Origin of the sequence: Mesorhizobium sp. LNJC394B00, assembly GCF_000502555.1 — a bacterium.
In the GTDB taxonomy this organism is placed as follows: domain Bacteria; phylum Pseudomonadota; class Alphaproteobacteria; order Rhizobiales; family Rhizobiaceae; genus Mesorhizobium.
In genome coordinates this window covers 1558530-1582456 of the sequence record NZ_AYWH01000002.1, presented here as the reverse complement: position 1 = coordinate 1582456, position 23927 = coordinate 1558530, and the positions used below count along the sequence as shown (strand labels likewise).

Below are 23927 nucleotides of genomic sequence, written 5' to 3'. Positions count from 1 at the left end.
ACGGGCTATCGCCTATTCGGCGGCGGCCCTTTGCGGCTCGAGCCGATCCTCGGGAGCGAACAGCGAGGCCTGCTCGCCGCTCTCGACCGCATGCAGCTCCGGCCTGTTCTTTTTCGAAGAGAAGAAGCTCACCAGCCAGCCGGAGAAATTCTCGAAATAGACATAGATGACAGGGGTGACGAACAGCGTCAGCGCCTGCGACGCCAGGAGACCGCCAACCACCGCGACACCGAGCGGCTGGCGCAGCTCAGCACTGGCGCCGGTGCCGAGCGCGATCGGGAACGTGCCCATCAGCGCCGCCAACGTCGTCATCATGATCGGCCTGAAACGCATCAGGCACGCCTTGTGTATGGACTCCTTGGCCGACATGCCTTCTCGTCGCAGCTCCAGCGCGACGTCGACCATCATGATGCCGTTCTTCTTGACGATGCCGATCAACATCAGGATGCCGATCACCGCGATCACCGACAGGTCCATGCCGGCAAAGCGCAGCGCGACCACGGCGCCCAGCACCGCCGAAGGCAGGCCGGTCAGAATGGTCAGCGGATGGATAAAGCTCTCATAGAGGATGCCGAGTACGATATAGATGGTCAGAATGGCGCCGCCGATCAGCAGGCCCTGATTGGCCAGCGAATCCTGGAAGGTCTTGGCGGTGCCGGCAAAGCTGGTCGAAATCGCCGGCGGCATGCCGATCTGCTCCTTCAGCGCGGCGATGCGGGCCGTGCTGTCGCCCAGCGCCACGCCTTGCGGCAGGTTGTAGGAGATGGTCACCGCGGGCAGCTGGCCGAGCTGGTTGACCGTCAGCGCGCCGGCGGTGCGGTCGACGCGGGCAAAGGCGCCGAGCGGCACCAGGCTGCCGCTTGCCGTCCTGACCTGGATGGCCAGCATGCGCTCGGGCGACCATTCGATGTTGGGATCGAGCTCCATGATGACTTCGTAGCTGTCGGCCGAGCCAAAGATCGTCGAGACCTGCTCCGTGCCGAAGCCGCCATAGAGACTGGAGCGCAGCGTGTCGGTGTCGATGCCGAGCGACGCCGCCTTGTCGCGATCGACCACCAGCGTCGCCTGCAATGAATTGTTCTGCAGATCGCTGGTGACGTCGGTGAAATTCGCATGATCGGCCGCCATCGCATCGTTGAGCTTTTGCGCCCATGTGTCGGTCAGGCCGGTATCGAGGCCCTGAACGACGAGCTGGTAGGCGCTGGCGGAAGAACGCGCGCCAAGCCGCAGGTTCTGCACCGGCTGCATATAGGCATCGATCCCCGGCACAGTGGCCAGTTGCCGCCGCAGATCCGACAGCACCTTGTCGATGTCGGGGCGCTGGCTCTTGTCCTTCAGCTGCACATAGAGCTGGCCCTGGTTCAGCGCATTGTTGCCGCCGCCGGCTGACCAGGCGACATGCGAGACATAGGGCGAATGCGAGAAGACACTTGCCGCCTGGTTCTGCAGCTTGACCATGGCGTCGTAGGAGATGTCCTGCCTGGCGATCGTCGTAACCGAGATCTGGCCGATATCCTCTTGCGGGAAAAAGCCTTTCGGCGAGACCTCGATCAGCCAGACCGACCCTGCCGCCGTGCCGGCGAAGACGAAGAACACCAGAAAAGTGTGGCGCAGGCAGAAGGTCAAAAGCCGGTCATAGCCGCGGGTGACGATATCCTGCTTGTGGCCGGGGGCATGCTTGTCGCGATCGGCCTTGGTCACCGACAGCAAGCGCGAACACAGCATTGGCGTCAGTGTCAGCGACACGAACATCGAAGCCAGGATGGCGACCGTCACCACGACGGCGAATTCGTTGAAGATGCGGCCGATGACGCCGCCCATTAGAAGCACGGGGATGAACACCGCCACCAGCGAGATCGAGATCGAGATGATNATGCGGCCGATGACGCCGCCCATTAGAAGCACGGGGATGAACACCGCCACCAGCGAGATCGAGATCGAGATGATGGTGAAGCCGATTTCGCGCGCGCCCTTCAGCGAGGCATCGAAGGCCGAGAGACCGTCCTCCTCCATGTGGCGAAAGATGTTTTCCAGCATGACGATGGCGTCGTCGACGACGAGGCCGACTGCGAGCGTCAGGCCCATCAGCGAGATGTTGTCGATGGAAAAGCCGAACAGGAACATGGCGCCGAGCGTCGCGATCAACGAGATCGGCACCGCCACGGCCGGAATGATGGTTGCAGTCACCCGGCGCAGGAAGACGAAGATCACCATCACCACCAAAGCGATGGTCAGAAGCAGCGTGAACTGGACGTCGTCGACGGCCTGGCGGATCGAGGTCGAACGGTCGTTGAGCAGCTTGATGTCGGCGGCGGCCGGCATTTGGTCCTTGAACGACGGCAGCATCGCCTTGACCTTGTCGACGACGTCGACCGTGTTGGCGTCGGGCTGGCGCTGCACCGCCAGGATGATGGCGCGCGTGCCGTCATACCAGCTTGCAGTCGTCGTGGTCTCGACCGAGTCGATGACGCGCGTCACCTCGCCCAGCCGCACCGGATGGCCGTTCTTGGTGGCGATGATGAGGTTGGAGAACCCGGCGGCATCGGTGAGCTGCGTATTGGCCGTGATGGTCAGCTGCTGCTTGTCGTTCTGCAAGACGCCGAGCGGCGTGTTGGAGTTGGCCGACGCGATCGCCGTCTGCAGCTGATCGATCGAAATGCCGCGCGCGGCAAGTGCGGTCGGATCGATCTGCACGCGCACCGCATATTTCTGCTGGCCGAAGATCGACACCTGCGCCACGCCGTCGATGGTCGACAGCGAGGGCGAGATGACATTTTCGGCGAAGGCGTCGAGGTCGGTGAGCGGAACCGTGTCGCTGACCAGCGACATCAGAAGGATCGGCGCGTCGGCCGGATTGACCTTGCGATAACTCGGCGGCGACGTCATCTCCGGCGGCAACTGCCGCTGCGTGCGCGCGATCGCCGCCTGCACATCGGCGGCCGCCGCGTCGATATCCCGGTTGAGCACGAACTGGATGGCAATGGACGTGCGTCCCAGCGAATTGCTGGTTGAGATCGAATCGATGCCGGCAATGGTGGCGAACTGCTTGATCAGCGGCGTCGCCACCGATGTCGCCATGGTTTCGGGTGACGCGCCGGCCAGGTTGGCCGAGACGTTGACGACCGGGAATTCGGCGCTCGGCAGCGCCGCCACCGGCAGGAACTTGTAGGCAAACAGCCCGCCCAGCACGAGGGCGAACGACATCAGCAGCGTCGCGACAGGCCTTCTTATGCAGAATTCGGAAATCATTGGGCAGCCGCCTTGCCGGCCTCGGCGACCTTGGGAGCAGCTTGATCACCGCCGGCCGCCTTGCCTTCGTGAATGGCGGCGCCGTCCTTCAGCCTGGTCTGGCCCTCGACCACCACCTTCTCGCCTGATTTGACGCCCTCGCTGATGGCGCTGTTTTCGCCTTCGGTCAGCGCCACCTGCACCGGTCGCATCTCGACCGTGTTGTCGGGCTTGACGACATAGACGAACGGTCCCTTTTGGCTGGGCTGCACGGCAACGGTCGGGATGGATGTCATCTGCGGCATGATGCCAGCGTCGAGCACGACATTCACATATTGGCCGGGCCACAGTGAAAGATCGGCGTTGGGAATGCTCGCCCGTGTCGCGATCGTACCGGACGCGGTGTCGACGCTGGAATCGACGAAGTCGAGCGTGCCCTTGCCGATCGGCATCGGATCGCCATCCTTGGTCAGCGTCACCGCGCCTTGCTGCGGGTTGGCCAGCGCCTTGTGCAGCAGCGCCAGGTTGCTCTCCGGCAGGTTGAAGTTGACTTGCAGCGGATCCATCTCGGTGATCGTCACCAGCGGCGTGGCCGTGCTCGAGTTGCCGTTGCTCAAGGTAACCAGGTCACCGACCGAAACGTTGACCGCGCCCAGCCGGCCGGCAATCGGCGCCTTGATGCTGGCAAAGCCGAGCTGGACATTGTCGGCGTCGATCGTCGCCTTGTCGGCATCGACCGTCGCCGCCGCAGCCTTTTGCGCCGCCACCGCCTGATCGTAAGTCTGCTGCGTGCCGGCCTGCTTGGCGACGAGATCCTTGGCGCGCTGAAGGTCGGAGCCCGAACTGGTTAGCAGCGCCTGGTCCTTGGCGAGCGTCGCCTGATCCTTGGCAAGCTGCGCCTTGAGCGCCCTGTCGTCGAGCGAGAACAGCAGGTCGCCCGCCTTCACCATCTGGCCGTCCTTGACGTCGATCGATACGATCTGGCTGGACACGCGGGCGTTGATGTTGACCACGGCCGGCGAAGACACGAAGCCGATGGCGTAACGGCGGATCGGAAAATCGGCCATTGTCGCGGTGGCCGAGACGATCGAGGCCGAACGGGCGGCATTACCGCCGGCGCCGGATTTGCCCCCAGCCTTGTCGGCCGAAGCCTTGTCCGATCCAGCCGGCTTGTCCGTTGCTGCCGCCTGCCTGGCGCCCGGCAGCATCTGCCGCAGACTGCTCATTGCCGCCGGCGAAAAATAGACCCATGCCGCGGCGACACAGGCCGCTGCCACCACCACCGCCAGAACGACTTTTCCGCGCATCGACTGAAAGCCCTATGATCCGACACGCCGAACCCGGTGGTCTCATTCTACCCAATCACGGCGTCTTGCCGCGATCTCGCCGAAGTAGATAGGACGCACATTTGTCGGAAAAGGGCCAAAACACGGCATTACGAAGATTTAATGTGCACTGCACAATGACTATGCAGCCGGCTCAGCAGTCGGAAAACCAGCCAGGATGCGGTTGAGATCTCAGGCGGGATGCGTCTACTTCAGCATCGGCCAGAGCGTCGCCCCCAAGAGCACACCCATGGCGATGTTGAACCATTTCAGCCTCACCGGATCCGACAGGAACCCGCGCAGCGCCGTGCCGAAACCGGCCCACACCGAGACGCTCGGCAGGTTGACGACGGTGAAGGCGATCGCGATCAGCGCCACCGACAGGAACGGGTGGTCCGGATTGGAGTAGACGGCCATGGCGGTGATCGCCATCACCCAGGCTTTCGCATTGACCCACTGGAATGCGGCTGCCTCGATGAAGCGCATCGGCCGTGCCTCCGTCTCCCCCTTGCTGGACAGCGAGCGCGACATGGCGATCTTCCAGGCGAGATAGAGCAGATAGGCAGCGCCGGCGATCTTCAATCCGGTGTGCAAGGCCGGAAACGCCGTCAGCACCGCGCCCAGGCCGAAGCCGACGGCAAGCAACAGCACCAGGAAACCCATGCTGATGCCCAGCATATGCGGAATGGTTCTGACGAGGCCGAAATTCACGCCCGACGCCAAGAGCATGAGGTTGTTCGGCCCCGGCGTGATCGAGGTCACGAAGGCGTAGACCAAAAGGGCAAGGAAAGCGTCGAGGGTCATGACGGCTCACAAAGGTCAGCAATGCTGACTTAAATCGACAGAGCGCTGGACGCAACCTCATTCCATTGGTCCAAAGCGCCCCGCCGTGATCCGTCTATCCCGAGCCAGCCAGGCCGGCACAGTCTACCTGCCGTGGGCCCGCGCCGACAACAGGCTGGGAGCGGCGGCCGCCTCCTGATGGCCAGCCACACGCCGCAGGCCTTTGCGCCTCGGCGTGTTCCCGGGAAGCTTCACGCCATGCGCGAGGCCGAGGGCAGCCAGGATGCGGATGAAGAGCCAGCCGAGATCGATCTGCCCGCGTTCCAGGCCGAGCTTTGCGGATTCGGGAAACGCATGGTGATTGCCGTGGAAACTCTCGCCAAAGGTCACCAGGCCGAAACGCGGCAGGTTGTAGCCCTGCACGGCAACGCCATCGACGCGCCAGCCCTGCTGCCCGCTGCGATGTGCGAAATGCCCGACCAGCCAATGCCCGGTCAGCGACACCGAGATCCGCACCGCAATGCCCCAGACCACCCAGCTCCACCCGCCGAGCAGAAAGAAAAGGATCGTCCACGGCAGTTGCTGCAGCATCCAGGTCCGCTCGACAAATCTGTAGAAGCGGTCGTTGCGGATCGACGGCTCGATGACGAAGTCAGGCGGATTGCGCAACGCCACGGCGCAATGCATTTGCCAGAAAGCGTCGGTGAAGAAAGGCCGGCGGTGGGCGTGCAGGTCGTGACAAGCCGTCTGGCGCTGCGCCCAGTCTCGTATGTCATGCGCATAGATCATGCCGAACGGACCGGCCATGCCGACGAGCGTGCCGAGATAGACCAGCGCGTGTTTGAGCCAGATGTGAACCTTGAACGAGCGATGGATGAGCAGGCGATGCATGCCGACCGAGTGTCCGGCGCAGATCGTCACCGCCGTCGTCGCTACGAACAGGGCGAAAGCGCTCCAGCTGAAGGTCAGCGGCCCGAACACCAACGCAATCAGCGTCATCGCACCGACCCAGATCGACTTGGCCGGCATCCAGACGACCTCGCCATCTTCGGCATCGCTCAAGGGCTGCGAGATCATTCTGCCTGTGGATATGGTCTTCATCGGTACCCCTCCTCTGCAGGAAACATTTCCGGACCAAAGAGCCTTGCCTTCCGGCGCGCCGGCGCTTATTTAGGCAATAAGCTAACTATCTACTATTCCGATTTAGGTATTTAGGCAATAGACTAAATACCGGAAGCGAAACGACAGAGGCAGGCGGTGATCGAAGACAATGCAGCGGATGGCGACACGGCTATCGGGGCAAGCAGCGCCATACAGCGCGTGTTCGAGGCGCTGTCATCGCAGCCGAGGCGCAAGATCCTCGCCTATCTCGCCCACTCCTCGCTGACCGCGGGCGAGATCGCGGCGCGCTTCGACATGTCGAAGCCGTCGATCTCGCAGCATCTGAGCATCCTGGAGACGGCCGGCCTCATCGCCAGGGAGCGGCAGGGACAATTCATCCGCTACTCGCTGGTCCAGAACAATCTGGTTAACACGCTGAACGGCTTCGTCCAGGACGTCTGTCCGGTATCGCGCCCGATCAAAAGGGAGAGTAAGAATCTGGCGAGCGGCAAGGTCGATCCCAAGCCGGTAAAATAGTTGGACTGAGACTACATCCCTTGCGGGCCGCGGTTCATCGCCGCCACGCCGGTGCGGCAGATCTCGACCAGGCCGAGCGGCTTCATGATGGCGATGAACTGGTCGAGCTTCGAACCCTTGCCGGTAATCTCGAAGATGAAGTGCTCGGTGTTGGCGTCGATGACCGAAGCGCGAAAAGCGTCCGCCAGACGCAGCGCCTCGACGCGGGCTTCGCCGGTGCCGGCGACCTTGACCAGCGCCAACTCGCGTTCCAGCGGCCGCTCCTGGCCGAACTCGTGCGAGCGCACGGTGAGATCGACGACGCGATGCACCGGTACGATGCGTTCGAGCTGGTGCTTGATCTGCTCCAGCACATGCGGCGTGCCGCGCGTCACGATGGTGATGCGCGACAGGTGCTTCTCGTGTTCGGTCTCGGAGACGGTGAGGCTCTCGATGTTATAACCGCGGCCGGAAAAGAGGCCGATGACCCGGGCAAGCACACCGGGCTCATTGTCGACCAGCACGGAGAGCGTGTGGTTCTCCGGCTTTTCCGTTTCCTTGGCGATGAAATAGGCGGAGCCGGTCGGTTGAAGCTGTGCGTTCATGACATGAATCTCGATTTCAGACTTTGAGCTAATTCTCTGTTTGCGCACGGCTTCTCGCGACAGCCCTGCCCCGGCTTGGACCTAGACCAGTTCCCTGCCCTTGGCGTCGATGGCGTTGGCCACGGCTTCGTCGGTCGCCTCGTCGGGCAGGAGCATTTCATTATGCGCCTTGCCCGACGGGATCATCGGGAAGCAGTTGGCGAGCGTCGCCACCCGGCAATCGAACAGCACCGGCTTCTTCACCGCGATCATCTCCTTGATCGCATCGTCCAGCTCGTCCGGCTTCTCGCAGCGAATGCCATGGCCGCCATATGCGTCGGCCAGCTTGACGAAGTCGGGCATCGCTTCGGTGTAGGAATGCGACAGACGGTTGCCGTGCAGCAGCTGCTGCCACTGGCGCACCATGCCCATATACTGGTTGTTGAGGATGAAGATCTTGATCGGCGCATTGTGCTGCACCGCCGCGCTCATCTCCTGCATCGTCATCTGCACCGAGGCATCGCCTGCGATGTCGATGACCAGCGCATCCGGGTGCGCGATCTGCACGCCGAGCGCAGCCGGCAGACCGTAGCCCATCGTGCCCAACCCGCCCGACGTCATCCAGCGGTTCGGCTTCTCGAAATGATAGTGCTGCGCCGCCCACATCTGGTGCTGGCCGACCTCGGTGGTGATGTAGGTGTCCATGTCCTTGGTCAGTTCGTAGAGCCGCTGGATGGCATATTGCGGCATGATCACATCGTGGTTCATCTTGAACGCGAGCGAGTCACGCGCGCGCCATTTGGCGATCTGCTCCCACCAGGGATGGAGCGCCTTCTTGTCGGCCTTGGCGCTCGCCCGCCACAGCCGCACCATGTCCTCCAGCACCCGGCCGACATCGCCGATGATGGGCACTTCCGTGTGCACGTTCTTGTTGATCGACGATGGATCGATGTCGATGTGGATCTTCTTCGAGTTGGGCGAGAAGGCGGTCAGCCGTCCGGTGATGCGGTCGTCGAAGCGCGCGCCGATGCAGATCATCACGTCGCAATCATGCATCGCCATATTGGCTTCATAAGTGCCGTGCATGCCCAGCATGCCCATCCAGTTCTTGCCCGATGCCGGATACGCGCCGAGGCCCATCAGCGTCGAGGTGATCGGGAAGCCGGTGAGGTCGACCAGTTCGCGCAGAAGATGGCTGGCCTCCGGACCGGAGTTGATGACGCCGCCGCCCGAATAGATGATCGGCTTCTTGGCGCTGGCCATCAGTTCGACGGCGGCCTTGATCTTTTCCAGGTCGCCCTGGACCTTCGGCTGGTAGCTGGTGCGCGGCGCCGCCTGCGGCGGCACATAGATGCCTTTGGCGAACTGCACATCCTTCGGAATGTCGACCACCACCGGGCCGGGGCGGCCGGTCGTCGCGACATGGAAGGCCTCATGGATGGTGGCGGCCAATTCGTTGACGTCCTTCACCAGCCAGTTGTGCTTGGTGCAGGGGCGCGTGATGCCGACCGTGTCGCACTCCTGGAACGCGTCGGAGCCGATCAGCGAAGTCGGCACCTGCCCGGTCAGGCAGACCAGCGGGATCGAATCCATCAGCGCATCCTGCAGCGGCGTCACCGCATTGGTGGCGCCCGGGCCGGAGGTCACCAGCATGACGCCGGCCTTGCCGGTCGAGCGGGCATAGCCTTCGGCCGCATGCCCTGCGCCTTGCTCGTGGCGGACGAGGATGTGCTCGACCTCGTCCTGCTGGAAGATTTCGTCATAGATCGGAAGCACCGCGCCGCCGGGATAGCCGAAGACATGCTTGACGCCATTGTCCTTCAGCGCCTGCACCACCATTTCGGCGCCAGTCATTTCCCTGTTTGGCATTTCGCGCCGTTCGTTCTGTCCGTTGCTCATCGGTCTGGTCCCGTACTTCTAGCCATGAGGCGATTGCTGGTCGTTTAGTCGTGTTTCGGGCAATAAAAAAGGCCCCCGATGGGAGCCTGTGTGTTGCGCATGGGAGGTTTTCGCCCGGCGGTTACACCGCCTTGCCCACGCGCTTTCCTACGAGAATGAGTGCCTTTTTCATCGTGGCGGACACTACGAGGGTGAAAGGCAAGGTGTCAACGGGAAAAACGCGCGATGCGAAAGACAAAGCAAGTGGCCCGCCGCCTCTGGTCGGCGGGCCACCGCGGCGCATACGATACCCCTCAATCGCACCGCGCCGGGAACAAGAGCCACTGCCGTGTCACGTCAGGATCAGCACGATCTTGTACGTGTCCGGGTCGACGATGACGATGCGCCCGTCGGCCAGCACGAAGTACTCATAGGATTCGTAAGCCGGGACGATCTTGACAATGCGCGCCGGCAGACGGTGCAGGCGCACTTTGTGCCGCGGCACCTCGATGCCGACCGAAATGTCGAAGTCGACGTTCTTCACCGGCTCAACCCTGGTCTCGTGGATGATCTGCGTGACCTGCGTCTTCTGCTCGACTGTCACGTTGTTGATCGAGGCCGTATTGCCCTGGTCGGTCTGGACGTTTGTGTTGCCCTGAGCGTTCTGCTCGGTGGTGGTCCCGGCCTTGCCCTGGGCCTGCTGGTCCGTGCTGGTGCCGGTCTGGCCCTGAGCGTTCTGCTCGGTGCTGGTCCCGGCTTTGCCCTGAGCCTGCTTCTCGGTGCTGGTGCCGGTCTGGCCCTGAGCGTTCTGCTCGGTGCTGGTCCCGGCCTTGCCTTGGGCCTGTTCATCCGTCTTGAGCTTGGCCTTGCCCTGAGCCTGCTTCTCGGTGCTGGTGCCGGTCTGGCCCTGAGCATTCTGCTCGGTGCTGGTCCCGGCCTTGCCCTGGGCCTGTTCATCCGTCTTGAGCTTGGCCTTGCCCTGAGCCTGCTGATCGGTCGTGGCGCCGGCCTGACCCTGAGCATTCTGCTCGGTACTGGTCCCGGCCTTGCCCTGTGCCTGTTCATCCGTCTTGAGCTTGGCTTTGCCCTGAGCCTGCTGATCGGTCGTGGCGCCAGCCTGGCCCTGTGCATTCTGATCGGTCTGTGACTTCATCTTGCCTTGCGCCTGTTCGCCGGCCTTGCCGCCCTTCTGGCAATCGGCCGCGCCGGCGGCGCAGTTGTCGCCGCCGCTCGGCTGCACAGCCTGGGTCTGGGCGATCGCGGCGCCGCACCCGACGCCAAGCGCAATCATGCTCGTGATCAACACATGTTTCATCTGCTTTCTCCTTAAAGAGTCGGTCCCTCAGCCTAGCCAACTCTGTCAAAAATACTTTGTTCCGCATTTTGCGAATAAAATCGGGCTTCTAAGAAGACCAATAAATGTAGGCAGTAGTTTTGCCAACAATCAGCTACAAATTGCATCAAAAAATTAATGCAACGCAAGATTTTTGCTTTTTTCTGAGCTTGTGATCCCATAGCGATGACACCAGCCTCACAAGCTTAGAAGTACTCCCGTCGTCATGACCAGGATGGCTACCCCGAAAACAGGCAAGAGCAACCATCGTGCCTGATGGACGCTGTTGTCCATTAACGCCTCCCAGCAGCCCCTTGCGTCGGTGAAGATTCCAGGTGTCGAATTGAANTAACGCCTCCCACAAGTGCTGATCTCAACGATGCCGAGAACCCTGTGTTCCGCCCTGAGGAGGCTCTAGGACCTCTACAGCCTGGCACCAGACTTTGGTCCCTCTCCCTATAGTCCATTGGCCCGATGACGCCCGGACCGAAGCCCCACGCGGGAACGCAGCCGCGAAAAGCCCGTTCGGCTTGCGGTGTGCATCAACCTCACCAACAACCACCGTATCGGAATCGAGCTCGCGCAAGATGCATGAGCGTTGATGAAGGAGAGAATCATGACGACCATGTACCAGTCGACCGCAATTGCCGGATTCTTGCTGCTCGCGAGCGCGGGCGTAGTTGCCGCTCAAGACGTCATCATCGCGCCGGAGCAGGAAACGGTTGTGCGCGAATACGTGAAAAAGCAGCCCCTTGCGTCGGTGAAGATTCCAGGTGTCGAATTGAACGTGGGGACCGCCATTCCCGACACGGTGGAACTGCATGAAGTGCCGAGCGTCAAGTATCGCTACGTTGTGGTCGACGGGCGAACCGTGCTGGTCGACCCCGGCACGCGGAAGATCGTCAAGATCATACAGTAACGCTGATCCCACCGCCGTTCCCCGCGGGTGGCGGTGGGATCATGCCCTGAAATTGCGGTTTCCCCGGCAATTCAACCTAGCGCTTGCTCGCACCATCGACCGTTCTAGATGTAGGATGGCTTAGGCATTTTGGCGCGGCCAAAGTCGCGGGGTCGGTTGAGACGTGCGCTACATTGATAGTCTCTATCAAAACTGGAACAGGCTATCGTTGGCTTGGCAGTTCATCATAGTCGGAAGCATTGGGCTGCTGTCGCTGATGCTGGTCGTCGGCCTATGGGTCACCTCGCAAATACGAGATGGAGTGATCCGCAACTCTGCAAGCACGACCGCGCTTTACGTCGACAGTGTCATCGCGCCAATCCTGCCGGATATGCGCAAAAGCCAGCAGCTCAGCGACACCGTTAAACGGGCGCTCGATGAAACCCTGGACCAGGGTGCTCTCGGCAAAAAACTGGCGTCGTTCGTGCTTTGGCGGCGTGATGGCAAGGTGCTGTACGCCAAAGACGCGGCTCTTATCGGCCAGACCTTCGAGCCAAATGCGAACTTGCTGCATGCGTTCGGTGGAAACGTGGTGGCGCAATTCAATGATCTGGACGAAAATGAAAGGAAGGAACGGAAGAGCCCCACCGCCTCGCTGCTCGAGATCTACAATCCGGTTCGAGAGCCGTGGTCGGGCGATGTTGTGGCCGTTTCCGAGTTCTACGAGATAGCCGACGATCTTCAGGGCACTTTAAACTCGGCACTATGGTCGAGCTGGCTGCTCGTGGCTGGCGCGACCGCGGTCGCCTTGGCGATGCTCTCGGGAATCGTGCTTCGCGGCAGCAGCACTATCGAAACGCAGCGTTCAGCGCTTGAGACACAAGTGGCCGAACTTCAGTTGCTTTTGGAGCAGAATTCCGCTTTGCGGGAGCGCGTCCAGCAGGCGTCGCGCCGCGCAACGGCAATCAACGAGCGTTACTTGCGTCGCATCGGGTCTGATTTGCATGACGGTCCAGCTCAGCTGGTCGCACTGGCTGCGCTGCGCATGGACAGCCCTCTGCTGCTCGATCCCGCCGCATCCCCAAGCCACCGGAAGACCGAGATCGCCGATATCCATCATACGTTGGACGAGGCGATGCGGGAGATCCGCGCCATCTGCACCGGCCTCGTGCTGCCACAGATCGAAGCTTCGACAGTCGCGGAGATATTGCGGCTTGCGGTTGCCGAACATGAACGCCGGACGGCCTCCTCCGTATCGCTTTCACTGCCATCTCGCCTGCCCGACCTGGGGACGTCCGAGAAAATAAGCATCTTTCGCTTCGCGCAGGAGGGGCTGAACAATGCCTGGCGACACGGTCTGGGCAAGGGGCAGGCTGTCAAGGCGAGAGTGACGCAGGGCAAGCTCCTCATTCAAGTGCTTGATCACGGCCCTGGATTCCAGTCGGGATCGTGTGAAGGACTTGGACTCGCCGGTATGAGGGAACGTATCGAAAGTATCGGAGGTCACTTCGAGACCTTTTCGAGCCCCAGGGGGACCCGGCTGACCATAACGCTCAACATCGAGGACCAGAAATGACCGCTCCCATAAGGATTGCCATTGTTGATGATCATCCGCTGTTTCGCGAGGGTGTGGCTCGCAGCCTCGCCGAAATCGGCGGCTTCGAAGTCGTTGGTGCGGGCGAAACCGCGACGGATGCCGAACAGCTTGCGGCCTTGGCAAATCCCGACATATTGCTGCTAGACATCAGTTTGCCGGGAGGGGGTCTGGCGGCAGCGGAAAATATTCTTGCAACTCAGCCTGACTGCAAGATCGTCATGCTCACCGTCTCGGAGGCGAACGCCGATTTGGCAACGGCGCTCAGGCTGGGCGTACGCGGATATGTGCTGAAAGGGATTGGGGCGGCATCGCTGGCCGAGGTGCTGACTTATATAGCCGCAGGAAAAAAATATGTTTCGCCGACCCTGTCAGCGCAGCTTTTGAATGAACTGATCCGGCCGGAAAAGCGCACTACCGATCTCGTTGCCAATCTCTCGGGACGCGAGCTTGGGATAATCTCCTTGGTAGGCGAAGGACTGAGCAATAAAGAAGTCGCCAAACGTCTCAACCTGCAGGAGAAAACGGTAAAACACCACATGACTCGGATATTTCAAAAGCTAAAGGTGCGAAACCGCACCGAAGCAGCCATTCTTATGCACGCGCCCAAAACGGGTCTTGTATAGGGAGATCGGGGCTTGTCTGAAGGTCGGATGCTGGTTGGCGAACCAACAGTTACAGCCCTTTCAGACGAGCAATGTCGGAGGCCCTTACGGCGCGTTCGACAATTGTCCTTCCAAGCGGATCCTTCATAGTGAAGCGGCCGGCCTCGATGCTTTCGCTGAATCCATCGCGATGCACGACCTGGATTTTGGCGCCCTGTACCGTCACCGTGTCGCCAGCGGCATTGACTTGGCTACTGGGAGCTTGGCTACCGGCGGCGTTGTCGCCGGCACCATTTTTTCCCTTTCCGTTGGCGTTGCCATTCCCGGCGTTGCCGCCTGAGCCATTACCGTTACCACTACCGTTGCCACCACCGTTACCATTGCCATTGTTTCCGCTCTTGGCGCTGGCAGCGGCGAATTCGATCTTGTAACCGTCGACATGGCTCAACCGCAGACCAAGCACCGGCATCGTCACCGCAACCGCCGCGAATACGCGCAAGCTAAAGTACGCCCGGCGACGCACGGATGAAAACAGGGGCTGCCTTTCTCCATTCATGCCACCATCACATCATGATGTGTCACGGTATTCAAGAATGAACAGCCCAAAATTGCGGCTCACAAACGCTGAGGAAACTCTCCTTTCGTGCTTGCAGCTCGATTCTCAGACCTTCGTCTGAGTCAAATATACACCGAAGTCTGACCTACTGATCTTGGGCCGCGCCGACGGATGTCGCAATAAAATCCGCGGTGACAAGGCTCGTCACCGGTAGGGATCGGCAGCGAGGCGCGAGCGCCTGCGCACGCAGACGCTCGCGGCAAGTCTGCGGCGGCATACGGTTTGCGCATGCTCGCCGTCGAAGCGGTAGCACATGCCGTTCCTTCCCCGGATTATGATCAGGCGCGATTGGCGAAGTCGCGGACAACCCGTTGCAGCAGCGGCATGTAGTCGCGAAATGCCCGGGTCTTCATGTTGGCGATCTTGCCGGCCTCGTCCCAGATGCGGACCCGAACCGCTTCCTCGTGGAACGGGTTCTTGCGGAACTCGGCCACCTCTTCGGCATTCATCGGCCCGCCTTGCAGCGACAGCGTGTGGACCGAGGCCTGCGACAGCCTGCCGAAATAGGTCGGGTCGGTAGCGCAGAGGTAGCGCTTGGCCGCGACATGCAGCCTGACGCATTCGACGATCACCGGTGGAAAGAACGGCGCCAGCACCTCGCCGCCGGCTTCGTCATGATGCTTGTCCTCGACATCGTCGGGCGAATAGGTGCCGAACTCGCTGGTGTAGTGGCCGATATCGTGCAGCAGTGCTGCCGCCACCAGCACATCGGGCGCGCCGTCCTTTTCGGCGAACCAGGCGCCCTGCAACATGTGCTCCGACATGGTGACGGGTTCGCCGAGATAGGATTCCGCCCCTCGGCGTTCGAAAATATCGGCGATGAATTCGACGATGTTGCCCGCGTTCAAATCCTGGCCGCTCATTCCGCAGCCTCCTTGAAGCTGTGTTCGATCGCCGACAGCGTCGACAAAAGGCCATCCTTGTCGGCGTAGCAGCCCTGCAGCCAGCGCTTGCCGGCGCCGGAGAATTGCTTGCGGGCATGCATGACGCGGGTGTTGTCGACGATGAAGGCCTGGCCTGCCTCGAGCCTGAAGGTGACTTCGAAGGAAGGATCCTCGATCAGTTCGGCAATCCGGCGATAGGCGGCGTAGTAGGCCTCCATCTCCGCGAACGGCACATCGACGGTCGGCGCCAGCGAGCGGTTGTTGAAACGGATGGCGATGAGTTCGCCATCCGGCCCGAGCTCGATCATCGGCCGTTTGGCCTGCAATCGCACGCCCGACGACCCCGCATATTCGAAACGCGCCGGGTATGAACTCAACAGCCGGAAGCCTTCGGGGTTTTCGGCCTGCAGCGCGGCCGCCACGGCAAAACCATCGACGACGCTGGATTCGCCGCCCTCCACGGTGTTTTCGATGCAGGACAGGATCTGCAAGGTCGGCACCGGATCGCGATAGGGATTGTCGGTATGCGCCTGCAGGCCAAGATTGGTGTAGGCCAGATTGGTTGGATTGACCTCGGCGCGCACCTCGAACCATCGGCCGTAATTGGTCTCCCTGATATAGCCGAACAGATCGGACACTTTGCACAGCGCCCCGGATTCGGGCGGCAAATCGTCCATCACCGCGAAGCCGTAGGTCTTCACCGCCGACAGCCATTGCCGCAAGACGGCGCGGTCGCGGCTGGCAGCGAGATAGCCGGCGCGCGGCACCGAATTCTGCATAGAGGCCCTGGTCCATCGCACGGTGCCCTCGCCTGTCCAGCCGGGCTGTCGGGCGGCATCGCGGTCATAGGCATTGGCGCTCAGCCATGCCGCAGGAAAGCGCACCGTCTTTCCCTCCGGTTCGAAACTGACTTCAAGCGCATCGCCCTTGATCGCGGCTGCGCCGATCCATGTCTGCGCGGGAATGTCGAGAATGGTGATCAGCCGCTGGCCGTTGCCGGCGCTGCGCGTCTTGTCGTCGAGCGCATTGTCGCGCAACCACACTGCGTGAAAGCGAGTGCGCGCGCCGTCCTTCCACCCGAGGTCGATCGTTCTTCCTTCGTCGCCGATCAGCGCCTGGCTAAGCATGGGGATCCGTTCCTGTCCGCTGCGCCCCGCAGCCAACTCCGCAGGGTTTGCGGTTGCATCGTGATGATGTCGAAGGCATAACTCAAATTATCATTTTGCAGCCAAAGGCCCTAAACGGTTTATGACTGAAACAACCCTGCCCTTGCCCCCGCTCGACTGGCTGCGCAGTTTCGAGGCCGCCGCTCGGCTGTCGAATTTCACCGCCGCCGCGGCCGAGCTTGGCCTGACCCAGGCTGCGGTCAGCCAGCACATCCGTTCTCTCGAAGAGCGGTTGAAGCAGCCGCTGTTCATCCGCCTGGCGCGCGGCGTCGAACTGACGCCGGAGGGTGCCGCCTACCTGCCGCATCTGCAATCGGCCTTCGCCGTGATCGCCAACAGCACGCGCGAGCTGTTTGAACCCAAGACCGTCCAGAGCGTGACGATACGCTCGCCGATCTCGTTTGCCGTGCTGATGATCGCGCCGAAGCTGCCGCAAATGGCCAAGGACCTGCCCTTCGTCCAGCTGCAGATCGAGACCATCCACACACCGGCCGATTATGGCGAGCGCTTTGTGGGTCTCGACATCCGATTCGGCATTGGCTCCGGCTCTTTTGCCGGACGGCAGGCCGACCGCCTGACCCGCGAAACCTTGACGCCGATGGCGTCGCCGCATCTCGCCAAGGCCAAGGATTGGACAGGATTGCCGAGACTTACAGTGGTCGGCGCGCGGGAAATGTGGGGCGAGTGGTTCGCCGTCGCCCGGATGAAGCCGGCGCTGGGGCCGACGCACAAATTCGACAGTTTCGTTACCGCACTGGAGGCGGCGAAGCACGGCGCCGGCATGGTGCTGGGATCGCGACCGTTGGCCGACGCGGCACTGCGCGAAGGATCTCTCGTCACCCTGTCCGGCTTTACGCTGTCGAGCGGTGCCGGCCACTATCTGACCGCACCTTCGGGCGCGCATCTGAGCCCGGCCGAGGAAGCGGTCCGCCGCTGGTTCGCAACGGTCTTCGGCGTCCCGATTTCCCGATAAGCCCCTGAATACGCGGCAAACTATTGGACGACGTGACGCGGCGCATAATTTGCCGCGATACTGCGCCAGGCCGGACGTCAAGCTTCGGCAGGGTTCCGCTCGCTACGGGCGGCCAGGAAAAATCGCGGAGGAAATTCAATGCTCGACAAGGCCCCCAACAAGAAGCTTTCCGACCTGCTCGATCGCTTCGGCGCGGCACTCGCCGCCGGCGACATCGACAAGGCGGTCGCCTGCTTCCAGGAGGATTGTTACTGGCGCGATCTCGTCACCTTCACCTGGAACATCAAGACGATGGAAGGCCGCGATCAGGTGCGCGACATGCTGGTCAGCCAGTTGGCCAGGACCAAACCGTCGAACTGGGCGATCGCCAGGGGCGAGGATGCCACGGAAAGCGACGGCGTGCTCGACGGCTGGATCAGTTTCGAAACGTCTGTCGCGCGCGGCTTGGGCCACATCCGGCTGAAGGACGGCAAGATCTGGACGCTGCTCACCACCATGGTCGAGCTCAAGGGCCATGAGGAGCCGGCCGGTTTCGACCGCCCGCTCGGCGCCAAGCACGGCCATGGCAAGAACCGCCCGACCTGGAAGGAGGAGCGCGAGAAGGAAGCCGCCGAGCTCGGCTTCAAGACGCAGCCCTATACGCTCATCATTGGCGGCGGCCAGGGCGGCATCGCGCTCGGCGCGCGGCTGCGGCAGCTCGGCGTGCCGACCGTCATCGTCGAGAAGAACGAACGGGCCGGCGACAGCTGGCGCAAGCGCTACAAATCGCTCTGCCTGCACGATCCGGTCTGGTACGACCATCTGCCCTATATCGACTTTCCCAGGAACTGGCCGGTCTTCGCGCCCAAGGACAAGATCGGCGACTGGCTGGAAATGTACGCCAAGGTAATGGAGCTGAACTACTGGTCGTCGACCGAGGCCATGAGCGCTGTCTATGACGAAGGGAAGAAGGAATGGACGGTGGTGGTGCGCCGCGACGGCAAGGACATCACGCTGAAGCCGAAACAATTGGTGCTGGCCACGGGGCAATCCGGCAAGGCCAACATGCCGAACTTCAAGGGCATGGACACATTCAAGGGCGACCAGCATCACTCCTCGAAGCATCCGGGACCCGATGCCTATGTCGGCAGACAAGCCGTCGTCATCGGCTCGAACAACTCCGCCCACGACATCGCCGCAGCCCTTTGGGAAGCCGGCGCTGATGTCACCATGGTGCAGCGCTCGACCACGCATATCGTCAAGTCCGACACGCTGATGGAGATCGGGCTGGGCTCGCTCTATTCGGAAAAGGCGGTCGCGAGCGGCATGACCACCGCCAAGGCTGACCTCGTCTTCGCCTCCCTGCCCTACAAGATCCTGCACGAATTCCAGATCCCGGCCTATGCCGAGATGAAGAAGCGCGACGACAAATTCTACAAGGGCCTGGAAAAGGCCGGCTTCATGCTTGACTGGGGCGATGACGGCTCCGGCCTGTTCATGAAATATCTGCGGCGCGGCTCGGGCTATTACATCGATGTCGGCGCATCCGACCTGATCATCGACGGGTCGATCAAGCTGAAAAGCGGTGTCGACGTGAAGGAGATCAAGGAGCATTCGGTCCTGCTCAGCGATGGATCGGAACTGCCGGCCGATCTCATCGTCTACGCCACCGGCTATGGCTCGATGAATGGCTGGGCGGCCGATTTGATCTCACGGGAGGTCGCAGACAAGGTCGGCAAATGCTGGGGCCTCGGCTCCAACACCACCAAGGACCCAGGCCCCTGGGAAGGCGAGCTGCGCAACATGTGGAAGCCGACGCAGCAGGAGGCGCTGTGGTTCCATGGCGGCAATTTGCACCAGTCACGCCACTATTCCCAGTTCCTGGCGCTGCAGCTGAAGGCGCGCATGGAAGGCATCGCGACGCCGGTCTACGCGCTGCAAGAGGTTCATCACAAGGGTTAGGTAGCGCCGCCGATGCGCTTCCAGTAGATGAGCGTGCCGGTCAGCCCGCCATGGGGTTTCAAGGCAAAGTCCGGTATTTCGCCAGTGAGCGTGAAGCCGAGTTTTTCGTAAAGGCCGGAAGCGCCCTCCTCGGTTGCGGTGTCCAGCACCAGAAGCGTGCGGCCTTTCTCGACGGCGAGCGTTTCGGCCGCCCGCATCAGCCGGCTCGCTATGCGTTTGCCGCGGTGTTCGACGCGGGTCATCAGCTTGGCGATCTCGGCCCGGTGCGGATGATTATCAGGAAAGTCGAGCAGCACGGTCACGGTGCCGACCAGAACCTCGCCCTTCCATGCACCCAGCACCGCTCTTTCACCTCTCTCTGCTGCCACCAACGAGTTGCCCCAGAAGGCCTCCGCCGATTGCCTGGATAAGGGATGCATGAAGCTGACGGAGCCGCCGGCCGCCACCGTCTCGATCAGGAGGTCGGCCAGCATGCCGCGCGTTTCAGCAGTCAGCGACCTGATTTCGATGGAACTCATGCCGGCACCTTCCCTTGCTAATCCAGACGCGCGACGCGGCGCCGTTTTCGTCTCGCCTTGATCGCGGCGATGCGATCGGTGTCTTTCGGCTGCAGATGCAGCCCGCGTTCGAGGATTTCGAGCGTGTATTCCTCATAGGTCAGGCCAAGCCGCTCGGCCTTTTCCATGCGCATCAGCATCACGTCACGGCTTGGCGCCTTCCACGCCTTGGCATGCGCTGCCTGCCAGGCCAGGAAGATGTAGGGATCGCCCTTGCCCCATGGCGGGCCCTTGTAATCATCGAGCGGCGGTCCGCCATTGTCGGAGCGCTTGGGACGTCTTGCCACGATTTCAGCCCCTGACCAGCGCGACCAGATAGTCGGCGGGCAGCTGCCCGACGGCATGGAACGTGCAGTCCGACGGCGCGCCGAGCGCCAGGCAGTCGCCGGGCTCGAGACTATGCACCATATCACCCTCGGTGAATTCGAGCCGCCCGGAGATCAGCCACATCTGCTGCTTGATGAAGGCATAGGACGCCGCCGGGAAACTCACACTGGCGCCAGCCGGCAGTTGCACCCGGATCAATTCGAGCGGCGTGTCTGAAACCGGCGACAGATGCCGACGGACATAGCCCGTACCGGGGTCGCGCCAAACCGGCTGCTCACTCTCGCGCAGCAGGCCGCCACCTTGCTGCTCGGCGCGTGCTATCAGCGTCGACAGCGTCATGCCGAAAGCAGCGGCGATGCGCACCAGCAGCGCGGCCGTCGGGCTGGTCATGCCGCGCTCGATAGTGCTGAGCATGGCTTTGGAGACGCCGGAGCGGTTCGCCAGGTCGGCCAACGACCAGTCCCGCAAGGCTCTTTCGGCGTGGATTCGTCTGCCTATCGTGGCCGACATGTCATTCGCTATATCAGTCATTCGTCCAATATATCGAATATTTGGATTCGGAAAAGAGGTCGGCCGGTTGAATTTTCGCTGACGGGTTAACCGCTGCTACACCATCCCGCATCACGCCACCTTAACCCCGTCTGTGTAGGATCCAGGCTCCACGGGAATGGGGATCGGATCGTATGTTTGTCGAGCGCGAAGCCTCCGTCGGCGAACCGACCTCGCAGGAGCGCCGCCGCGCAGAGCAGAGCGACAAGCGCATTCTCGGCAACGTCGTGCAGTGCGACGGTGCGCGCGCCACCATCAGCGCCTATGCCGACGACATCGAAGGCGCGGTCACCGGCCTGTGGACCGTCGGCAAGATGATCTCCATCAATCTCGGGACATCGCGCACCGTTGGTCTGGTCTACGAAATCGGCAAGTCGGATCGCGCCTGGAGCAATGAGGGACAAAACCCCATCGAGGTCAGCGTCGAGCTGATCGGCGAAGTGCGCGACGGCGCCGAACCGGGGGCCAAACCGGTGTTCGACCGCGGCATCACCACCTATCCTCATATCGGCGCCATAGCGCACCGCATCCGTACCCGTGATCTGCAGGCGATCTACGATCTCGCCGGGCGTCATTCGATCACCATCGGTACGCTGTCGCAGGATGAGTCGATCGACGCCAACATCGCTATCGACGACACGCTGGCGCGCCATTTTGCCGTTGTCGGCACAACCGGCGTCGGCAAATCCACCGCCATCTCGCTGCTGCTGCGCAAATCGATCGCCGCCCGGCCCGATCTGCGAATCCTCATTCTCGATCCGCACAATGAATTCGCGGCGTCCCTGCCTGAGTTCTGCGTCCGGGTCGATTCCAAGACGCTTGACCTGCCGTTCTGGATGTTCAGGCTTGAAGAATTCGCCGAAGTGCTGTTTCGCGGCCGAGAGGTCGTGCCGGAAGAAGTCGATGTCCTGCGCGACCTGATCCCCGCCGCCAAGAACCTCTATCGCAATCCGAGTTCAGGCTCTTACGTGCGCCGCGGCAGCGATGCGCTGACCGCCGACACGCCGGTGCCCTACCGCATGGTCGATCTCATCAAGCAGATCGACGAGCGCATGGGCCTCTTGGAAAGCAAGAACGACCGCCCGACGCTGAAATCGCTGAAGACGCGCATCGAGTCCGCCGCGTCCGACCCGCGCTATCGCTTCATGTTCAATTCGCGGCTGATCGAGGACACGATCCACGAGACGATCGGCAATATTTTCCGTGTGCCGCATCATGGCCGCCCGGTGACCTGCTTCGAGATGGCCGGCATGCCGTCCGAAGTGGTCAACTCCGTCTGTTCGGTGCTGGCTCGGCTCGCCTTCGACCTTGCGCTGTGGAGCGAGGGCCGGCTGAAGCTCTTGCTGCTGTGCGAGGAAGCACACCGCTATATGCCGGCCGATCCACGCCTTGGCTTCGCCCCGACAAGGCATGCACTGTCGCGCATCGCCAAGGAAGGCCGCAAATATGGCTGCTATCTCGGCGTCGTCACCCAGCGCCCGGGTGAACTCGATCCGACCATCCTGTCGCAATGCTCGACCTTCTTCGCAATGCGGCTGGCCAATGAGCAGGACCAGGCGATCATCCGCTCGGCGATCGCCGATTCCTCCGCCTCGACGCTGGCCTTCCTGTCCTCCATGGGCCAGCGCGAAGCCATCGCCTTCGGTGAAGGCGTGGCGACGACCATGCGGCTGAAGTTCGAAAAACTGGCGGAGAACCTGATCCCCGGCACCGCCAAGCGAGAGCAGGACGAGTTCTCGCAGGACGGCAACGACGTCGATCTCGCCGCCATCGTCGAGCNCAGACGTGTGCTCTTCCGATCTCGAAGCAGTGGATTCCGGCCGCCAGGCCGGCGATCCCGATTACCGCAAGCCGGCGACCGCCCAGCGCGTCCAGCCGGACGACGATTTCGACCTGCGCTACGGCCTCAAGCCCACAACCTTCGGCATGCGCCCGCAGAACGATTAGCCTGCACACCCTTCTGGCCACCGGCAAGCCGCGTCAACTTCCGAGATCAGCTTCGTCAGCCAGCTTGGGTAAATCACGCCAGAAAATTCGTCAGGCTGAGTCGGTCGGTGTCGACCTCGAGAACCGGAGCGGAGCGGACATTGAGTCCGTGAGCACCGGCCTACGCCGGCCGTAGCCATAGCTGCCGCCACCACCTCATGAGTGCTTCGGCCGGCGAAGGCCGGAAGCGCAGAAGACGGCATCAAACGGCCAGCCTCACGAATTTAATGCCGGGATTTCAGGCGCAGACGCGGTTGCGGCCTTGCCTCTTCGCCTCGTAGAGCTGGCGGTCGGCGCGGCGGTAGAATTCCTCGGCGGTTTCCTTCCGATCCCAGACGGCTAGTCCGACGCTGGTGGTGATCTTGAGGCGGACATTGCCCGACAGCACCGACATGTTGGCAATCGCTTTGCGGATGCGTTCGGCGAACTTCCCCAACAACTCCGCATCCATGTTGGGCGTAACGACGGCGAACTCCTCGCCCCCAAGCCGCGCCACCACATCGTGGTAGCGCGTCATGCCTTTGAGGCAATTGGCGACTGCCCTAAGCACCTCGTCGCCGACATCGTGGCCATGCGTGTCGTTGACCTGCTTGAAATGATCGAGGTCGAGGATCATGAGCCCGACGGGCTTTTCGATGCGGCGGAATTCCTCGAGATATTCCTTCAGCGCATCATCGAAATAGCGCCGGTTCTGCATGCCGGTAAGGCCGTCGGTCAATGCCGCATGTTGCAGCGTTTCCGAGCGGGCGCTGAGCGAAACCGTCATGGCGCGCAGCTTGCCCTCTTCCGTGGCCTGCCTACGAATCAGCGGGTAGATGAAGAACACGCCGAAGAACAGCGCTGTCGCCAGCAGCACCCCGGTGACAAACAGCAGCGTGTTGAGATAGGCGATCCTCTCGACCCGGGACGTCGCATCGTGACCGACCGCGATGGACTGCAATTGACCATAGGCATAAAGCGTCACCAGGCCTGCGGCCAGGATCACGAAAATAAAGACGAAAAATGCGGATTCCGCCTTGTGGAAACGCATCTGCTCCCCGTTGGAAAAGTACCCCCCGGATCTATGGCATGCCGGCGCCTTAC

General features: G+C 61.9%; 20 protein-coding genes and 1 pseudogene. 7 read left to right on the top strand and 14 right to left on the bottom strand.

Features of this window, described 5'->3' with window-relative positions; all coding sequences use genetic code 11:
• Nucleotides 1-12: 12 nt before the first annotated feature.
• The 4 genes from X751_RS152200 to X751_RS152215 all read right to left on the bottom strand — a co-directional run bounded on the left by X751_RS152200 (nucleotide 13) and on the right by X751_RS152215 (nucleotide 6437).
• Nucleotides 13-3249, bottom strand: coding sequence for an efflux RND transporter permease subunit (locus tag X751_RS152200; protein WP_023744641.1), 3237 nt, complete (start codon nucleotides 3247-3249; stop codon nucleotides 13-15).
• Nucleotides 3246-4535 (bottom strand): efflux RND transporter periplasmic adaptor subunit, encoded by a 1290-nt coding sequence (locus X751_RS152205; RefSeq protein ID WP_023744640.1) that lies wholly within the window; start codon nucleotides 4533-4535, stop codon nucleotides 3246-3248. Before X751_RS152205 ends, X751_RS152200 begins: the two co-directional genes overlap by 4 nt.
• Nucleotides 4536-4760: 225 nt before the next feature.
• Entirely contained in the window at nucleotides 4761-5357 is a 597-nt protein-coding gene (locus X751_RS152210; protein WP_023735940.1) for a LysE family translocator, read from the bottom strand.
• Between the two features lie 123 nt (nucleotides 5358-5480).
• Nucleotides 5481-6437 (bottom strand): acyl-CoA desaturase, encoded by a 957-nt coding sequence (locus X751_RS152215; protein ID WP_023744639.1) that lies wholly within the window; start codon nucleotides 6435-6437, stop codon nucleotides 5481-5483.
• 156 nt (nucleotides 6438-6593) lie between these two features.
• Here X751_RS152215 and X751_RS0133260 point away from each other — a divergent pair, with 156 nt between their 5' ends.
• Nucleotides 6594-6974 carry a metalloregulator ArsR/SmtB family transcription factor gene (locus X751_RS0133260; RefSeq protein ID WP_023702997.1) on the top strand — a complete coding sequence of 127 codons (381 nt, stop codon included), beginning with the start codon at nucleotides 6594-6596 and terminating at the stop codon, nucleotides 6972-6974.
• An 11-nt stretch (nucleotides 6975-6985) separates the two neighbouring features.
• Here X751_RS0133260 and ilvN read toward each other — a convergent pair whose 3' ends face one another.
• The 3 genes from ilvN to X751_RS152230 form a co-directional block, all read right to left on the bottom strand.
• Nucleotides 6986-7558 (bottom strand): acetolactate synthase small subunit, encoded by a 573-nt coding sequence (ilvN, locus tag X751_RS152220; protein ID WP_023668352.1) that lies wholly within the window; start codon nucleotides 7556-7558, stop codon nucleotides 6986-6988.
• Nucleotides 7559-7639: 81 nt separating this feature from the next.
• Nucleotides 7640-9436, bottom strand: a complete 1797-nt coding sequence (locus tag X751_RS152225; RefSeq protein ID WP_023668351.1) for an acetolactate synthase 3 large subunit — start codon at nucleotides 9434-9436, stop codon at nucleotides 7640-7642.
• A 331-nt stretch (nucleotides 9437-9767) separates the two neighbouring features.
• On the bottom strand, nucleotides 9768-10730 hold the full coding sequence (locus X751_RS152230; protein WP_023668350.1) for a DUF1236 domain-containing protein: 963 nt from the start codon (nucleotides 10728-10730) through the stop codon (nucleotides 9768-9770).
• A 643-nt stretch (nucleotides 10731-11373) separates the two neighbouring features.
• Here X751_RS152230 and X751_RS152235 point away from each other — a divergent pair.
• The 3 genes from X751_RS152235 to X751_RS152245 all read left to right on the top strand — a co-directional run bounded on the left by X751_RS152235 (nucleotide 11374) and on the right by X751_RS152245 (nucleotide 13866).
• Nucleotides 11374-11667: a DUF1236 domain-containing protein gene (locus X751_RS152235; protein WP_023668349.1), complete on the top strand. Its 294-nt coding sequence runs from the start codon at nucleotides 11374-11376 to the stop codon at nucleotides 11665-11667.
• 163 nt (nucleotides 11668-11830) lie between these two features.
• Nucleotides 11831-13222 (top strand): sensor histidine kinase, encoded by a 1392-nt coding sequence (locus X751_RS152240; RefSeq protein ID WP_023690914.1) that lies wholly within the window; start codon nucleotides 11831-11833, stop codon nucleotides 13220-13222.
• Nucleotides 13219-13866, top strand: coding sequence for a response regulator transcription factor (locus X751_RS152245; RefSeq protein ID WP_023668347.1), 648 nt, complete (start codon nucleotides 13219-13221; stop codon nucleotides 13864-13866). The genes X751_RS152240 and X751_RS152245 overlap by 4 nt, the downstream gene beginning before the upstream one ends.
• A gap of 49 nt (nucleotides 13867-13915) precedes the next feature.
• Here X751_RS152245 and X751_RS152250 read toward each other — a convergent pair whose 3' ends face one another.
• The 3 genes from X751_RS152250 to X751_RS152260 form a co-directional block, all read right to left on the bottom strand.
• Nucleotides 13916-14344: a hypothetical protein gene (locus X751_RS152250; RefSeq protein WP_023731683.1), complete on the bottom strand. Its 429-nt coding sequence runs from the start codon at nucleotides 14342-14344 to the stop codon at nucleotides 13916-13918.
• A gap of 395 nt (nucleotides 14345-14739) precedes the next feature.
• Nucleotides 14740-15324 (bottom strand): HD domain-containing protein, encoded by a 585-nt coding sequence (locus X751_RS152255; protein ID WP_023707197.1) that lies wholly within the window; start codon nucleotides 15322-15324, stop codon nucleotides 14740-14742.
• Nucleotides 15321-16472, bottom strand: coding sequence for a gamma-butyrobetaine dioxygenase (locus X751_RS152260; protein WP_023744638.1), 1152 nt, complete (start codon nucleotides 16470-16472; stop codon nucleotides 15321-15323). Before X751_RS152260 ends, X751_RS152255 begins: the two co-directional genes overlap by 4 nt.
• A gap of 121 nt (nucleotides 16473-16593) precedes the next feature.
• Here X751_RS152260 and X751_RS152265 point away from each other — a divergent pair, with 121 nt between their 5' ends.
• Together X751_RS152265 and X751_RS152270 are read left to right on the top strand one after the other, a co-directional pair.
• Entirely contained in the window at nucleotides 16594-17484 is an 891-nt protein-coding gene (locus tag X751_RS152265) for a LysR family transcriptional regulator (RefSeq protein ID WP_023744637.1), read from the top strand.
• Between the two features lie 138 nt (nucleotides 17485-17622).
• Nucleotides 17623-19425, top strand: coding sequence for an NAD(P)/FAD-dependent oxidoreductase (locus X751_RS152270; protein ID WP_023744636.1), 1803 nt, complete (start codon nucleotides 17623-17625; stop codon nucleotides 19423-19425).
• Here X751_RS152270 and X751_RS152275 read toward each other — a convergent pair.
• From X751_RS152275 to X751_RS152285, 3 genes are read right to left on the bottom strand one after another with little or no spacing between them, the layout of a single operon-like run.
• Entirely contained in the window at nucleotides 19422-19943 is a 522-nt protein-coding gene (locus X751_RS152275) for a GNAT family N-acetyltransferase (RefSeq protein ID WP_023744635.1), read from the bottom strand. The genes X751_RS152270 and X751_RS152275 overlap by 4 nt on opposite strands.
• A 17-nt stretch (nucleotides 19944-19960) precedes the next feature.
• Complete coding sequence (locus X751_RS152280) at nucleotides 19961-20269, bottom strand: hypothetical protein (protein ID WP_023682084.1); 309 nt, start codon at nucleotides 20267-20269, stop codon at nucleotides 19961-19963.
• Between the two features lie 4 nt (nucleotides 20270-20273).
• On the bottom strand, nucleotides 20274-20840 hold the full coding sequence (locus tag X751_RS152285; protein WP_023705521.1) for an XRE family transcriptional regulator: 567 nt from the start codon (nucleotides 20838-20840) through the stop codon (nucleotides 20274-20276).
• A gap of 152 nt (nucleotides 20841-20992) precedes the next feature.
• On the opposite strand from X751_RS152285, the pseudogene X751_RS17520 reads away from it, so the two are divergent.
• Nucleotides 20993-22805 (top strand): annotated as a pseudogene (locus tag X751_RS17520) (ATP-binding protein).
• A 277-nt stretch (nucleotides 22806-23082) separates the two neighbouring features.
• Here the strand turns inward: X751_RS17520 and X751_RS152290 are convergent.
• Nucleotides 23083-23874, bottom strand: a complete 792-nt coding sequence (locus X751_RS152290) for a GGDEF domain-containing protein (RefSeq protein WP_023744633.1) — start codon at nucleotides 23872-23874, stop codon at nucleotides 23083-23085.
• Nucleotides 23875-23927: the final 53 nt, after the last annotated feature.

Coding starts and splice junctions, on each gene's coding strand:
- ilvN (WP_023668352.1), bottom strand. CDS start 7,558: ATGAACGCACAGCTTCAACCGACCGGCTCCGCCTATTTCATCGCCAAG.
- X751_RS152260 (WP_023744638.1), bottom strand. CDS start 16,472: ATGCTTAGCCAGGCGCTGATCGGCGACGAAGGAAGAACGATCGACCTC.
- X751_RS152210 (WP_023735940.1), bottom strand. CDS start 5,357: ATGACCCTCGACGCTTTCCTTGCCCTTTTGGTCTACGCCTTCGTGACC.
- X751_RS152255 (WP_023707197.1), bottom strand. CDS start 15,324: ATGAGCGGCCAGGATTTGAACGCGGGCAACATCGTCGAATTCATCGCC.
- X751_RS152235 (WP_023668349.1), top strand. CDS start 11,374: ATGTACCAGTCGACCGCAATTGCCGGATTCTTGCTGCTCGCGAGCGCG.
- X751_RS152215 (WP_023744639.1), bottom strand. CDS start 6,437: ATGAAGACCATATCCACAGGCAGAATGATCTCGCAGCCCTTGAGCGAT.
- X751_RS152275 (WP_023744635.1), bottom strand. CDS start 19,943: ATGAGTTCCATCGAAATCAGGTCGCTGACTGCTGAAACGCGCGGCATG.
- X751_RS152230 (WP_023668350.1), bottom strand. CDS start 10,730: ATGAAACATGTGTTGATCACGAGCATGATTGCGCTTGGCGTCGGGTGC.
- X751_RS152265 (WP_023744637.1), top strand. CDS start 16,594: ATGACTGAAACAACCCTGCCCTTGCCCCCGCTCGACTGGCTGCGCAGT.
- X751_RS152225 (WP_023668351.1), bottom strand. CDS start 9,436: ATGAGCAACGGACAGAACGAACGGCGCGAAATGCCAAACAGGGAAATG.
- X751_RS152270 (WP_023744636.1), top strand. CDS start 17,623: ATGCTCGACAAGGCCCCCAACAAGAAGCTTTCCGACCTGCTCGATCGC.
- X751_RS152245 (WP_023668347.1), top strand. CDS start 13,219: ATGACCGCTCCCATAAGGATTGCCATTGTTGATGATCATCCGCTGTTT.
- X751_RS152205 (WP_023744640.1), bottom strand. CDS start 4,535: ATGCGCGGAAAAGTCGTTCTGGCGGTGGTGGTGGCAGCGGCCTGTGTC.
- X751_RS152285 (WP_023705521.1), bottom strand. CDS start 20,840: ATGACTGATATAGCGAATGACATGTCGGCCACGATAGGCAGACGAATC.
- X751_RS152290 (WP_023744633.1), bottom strand. CDS start 23,874: ATGCGTTTCCACAAGGCGGAATCCGCATTTTTCGTCTTTATTTTCGTG.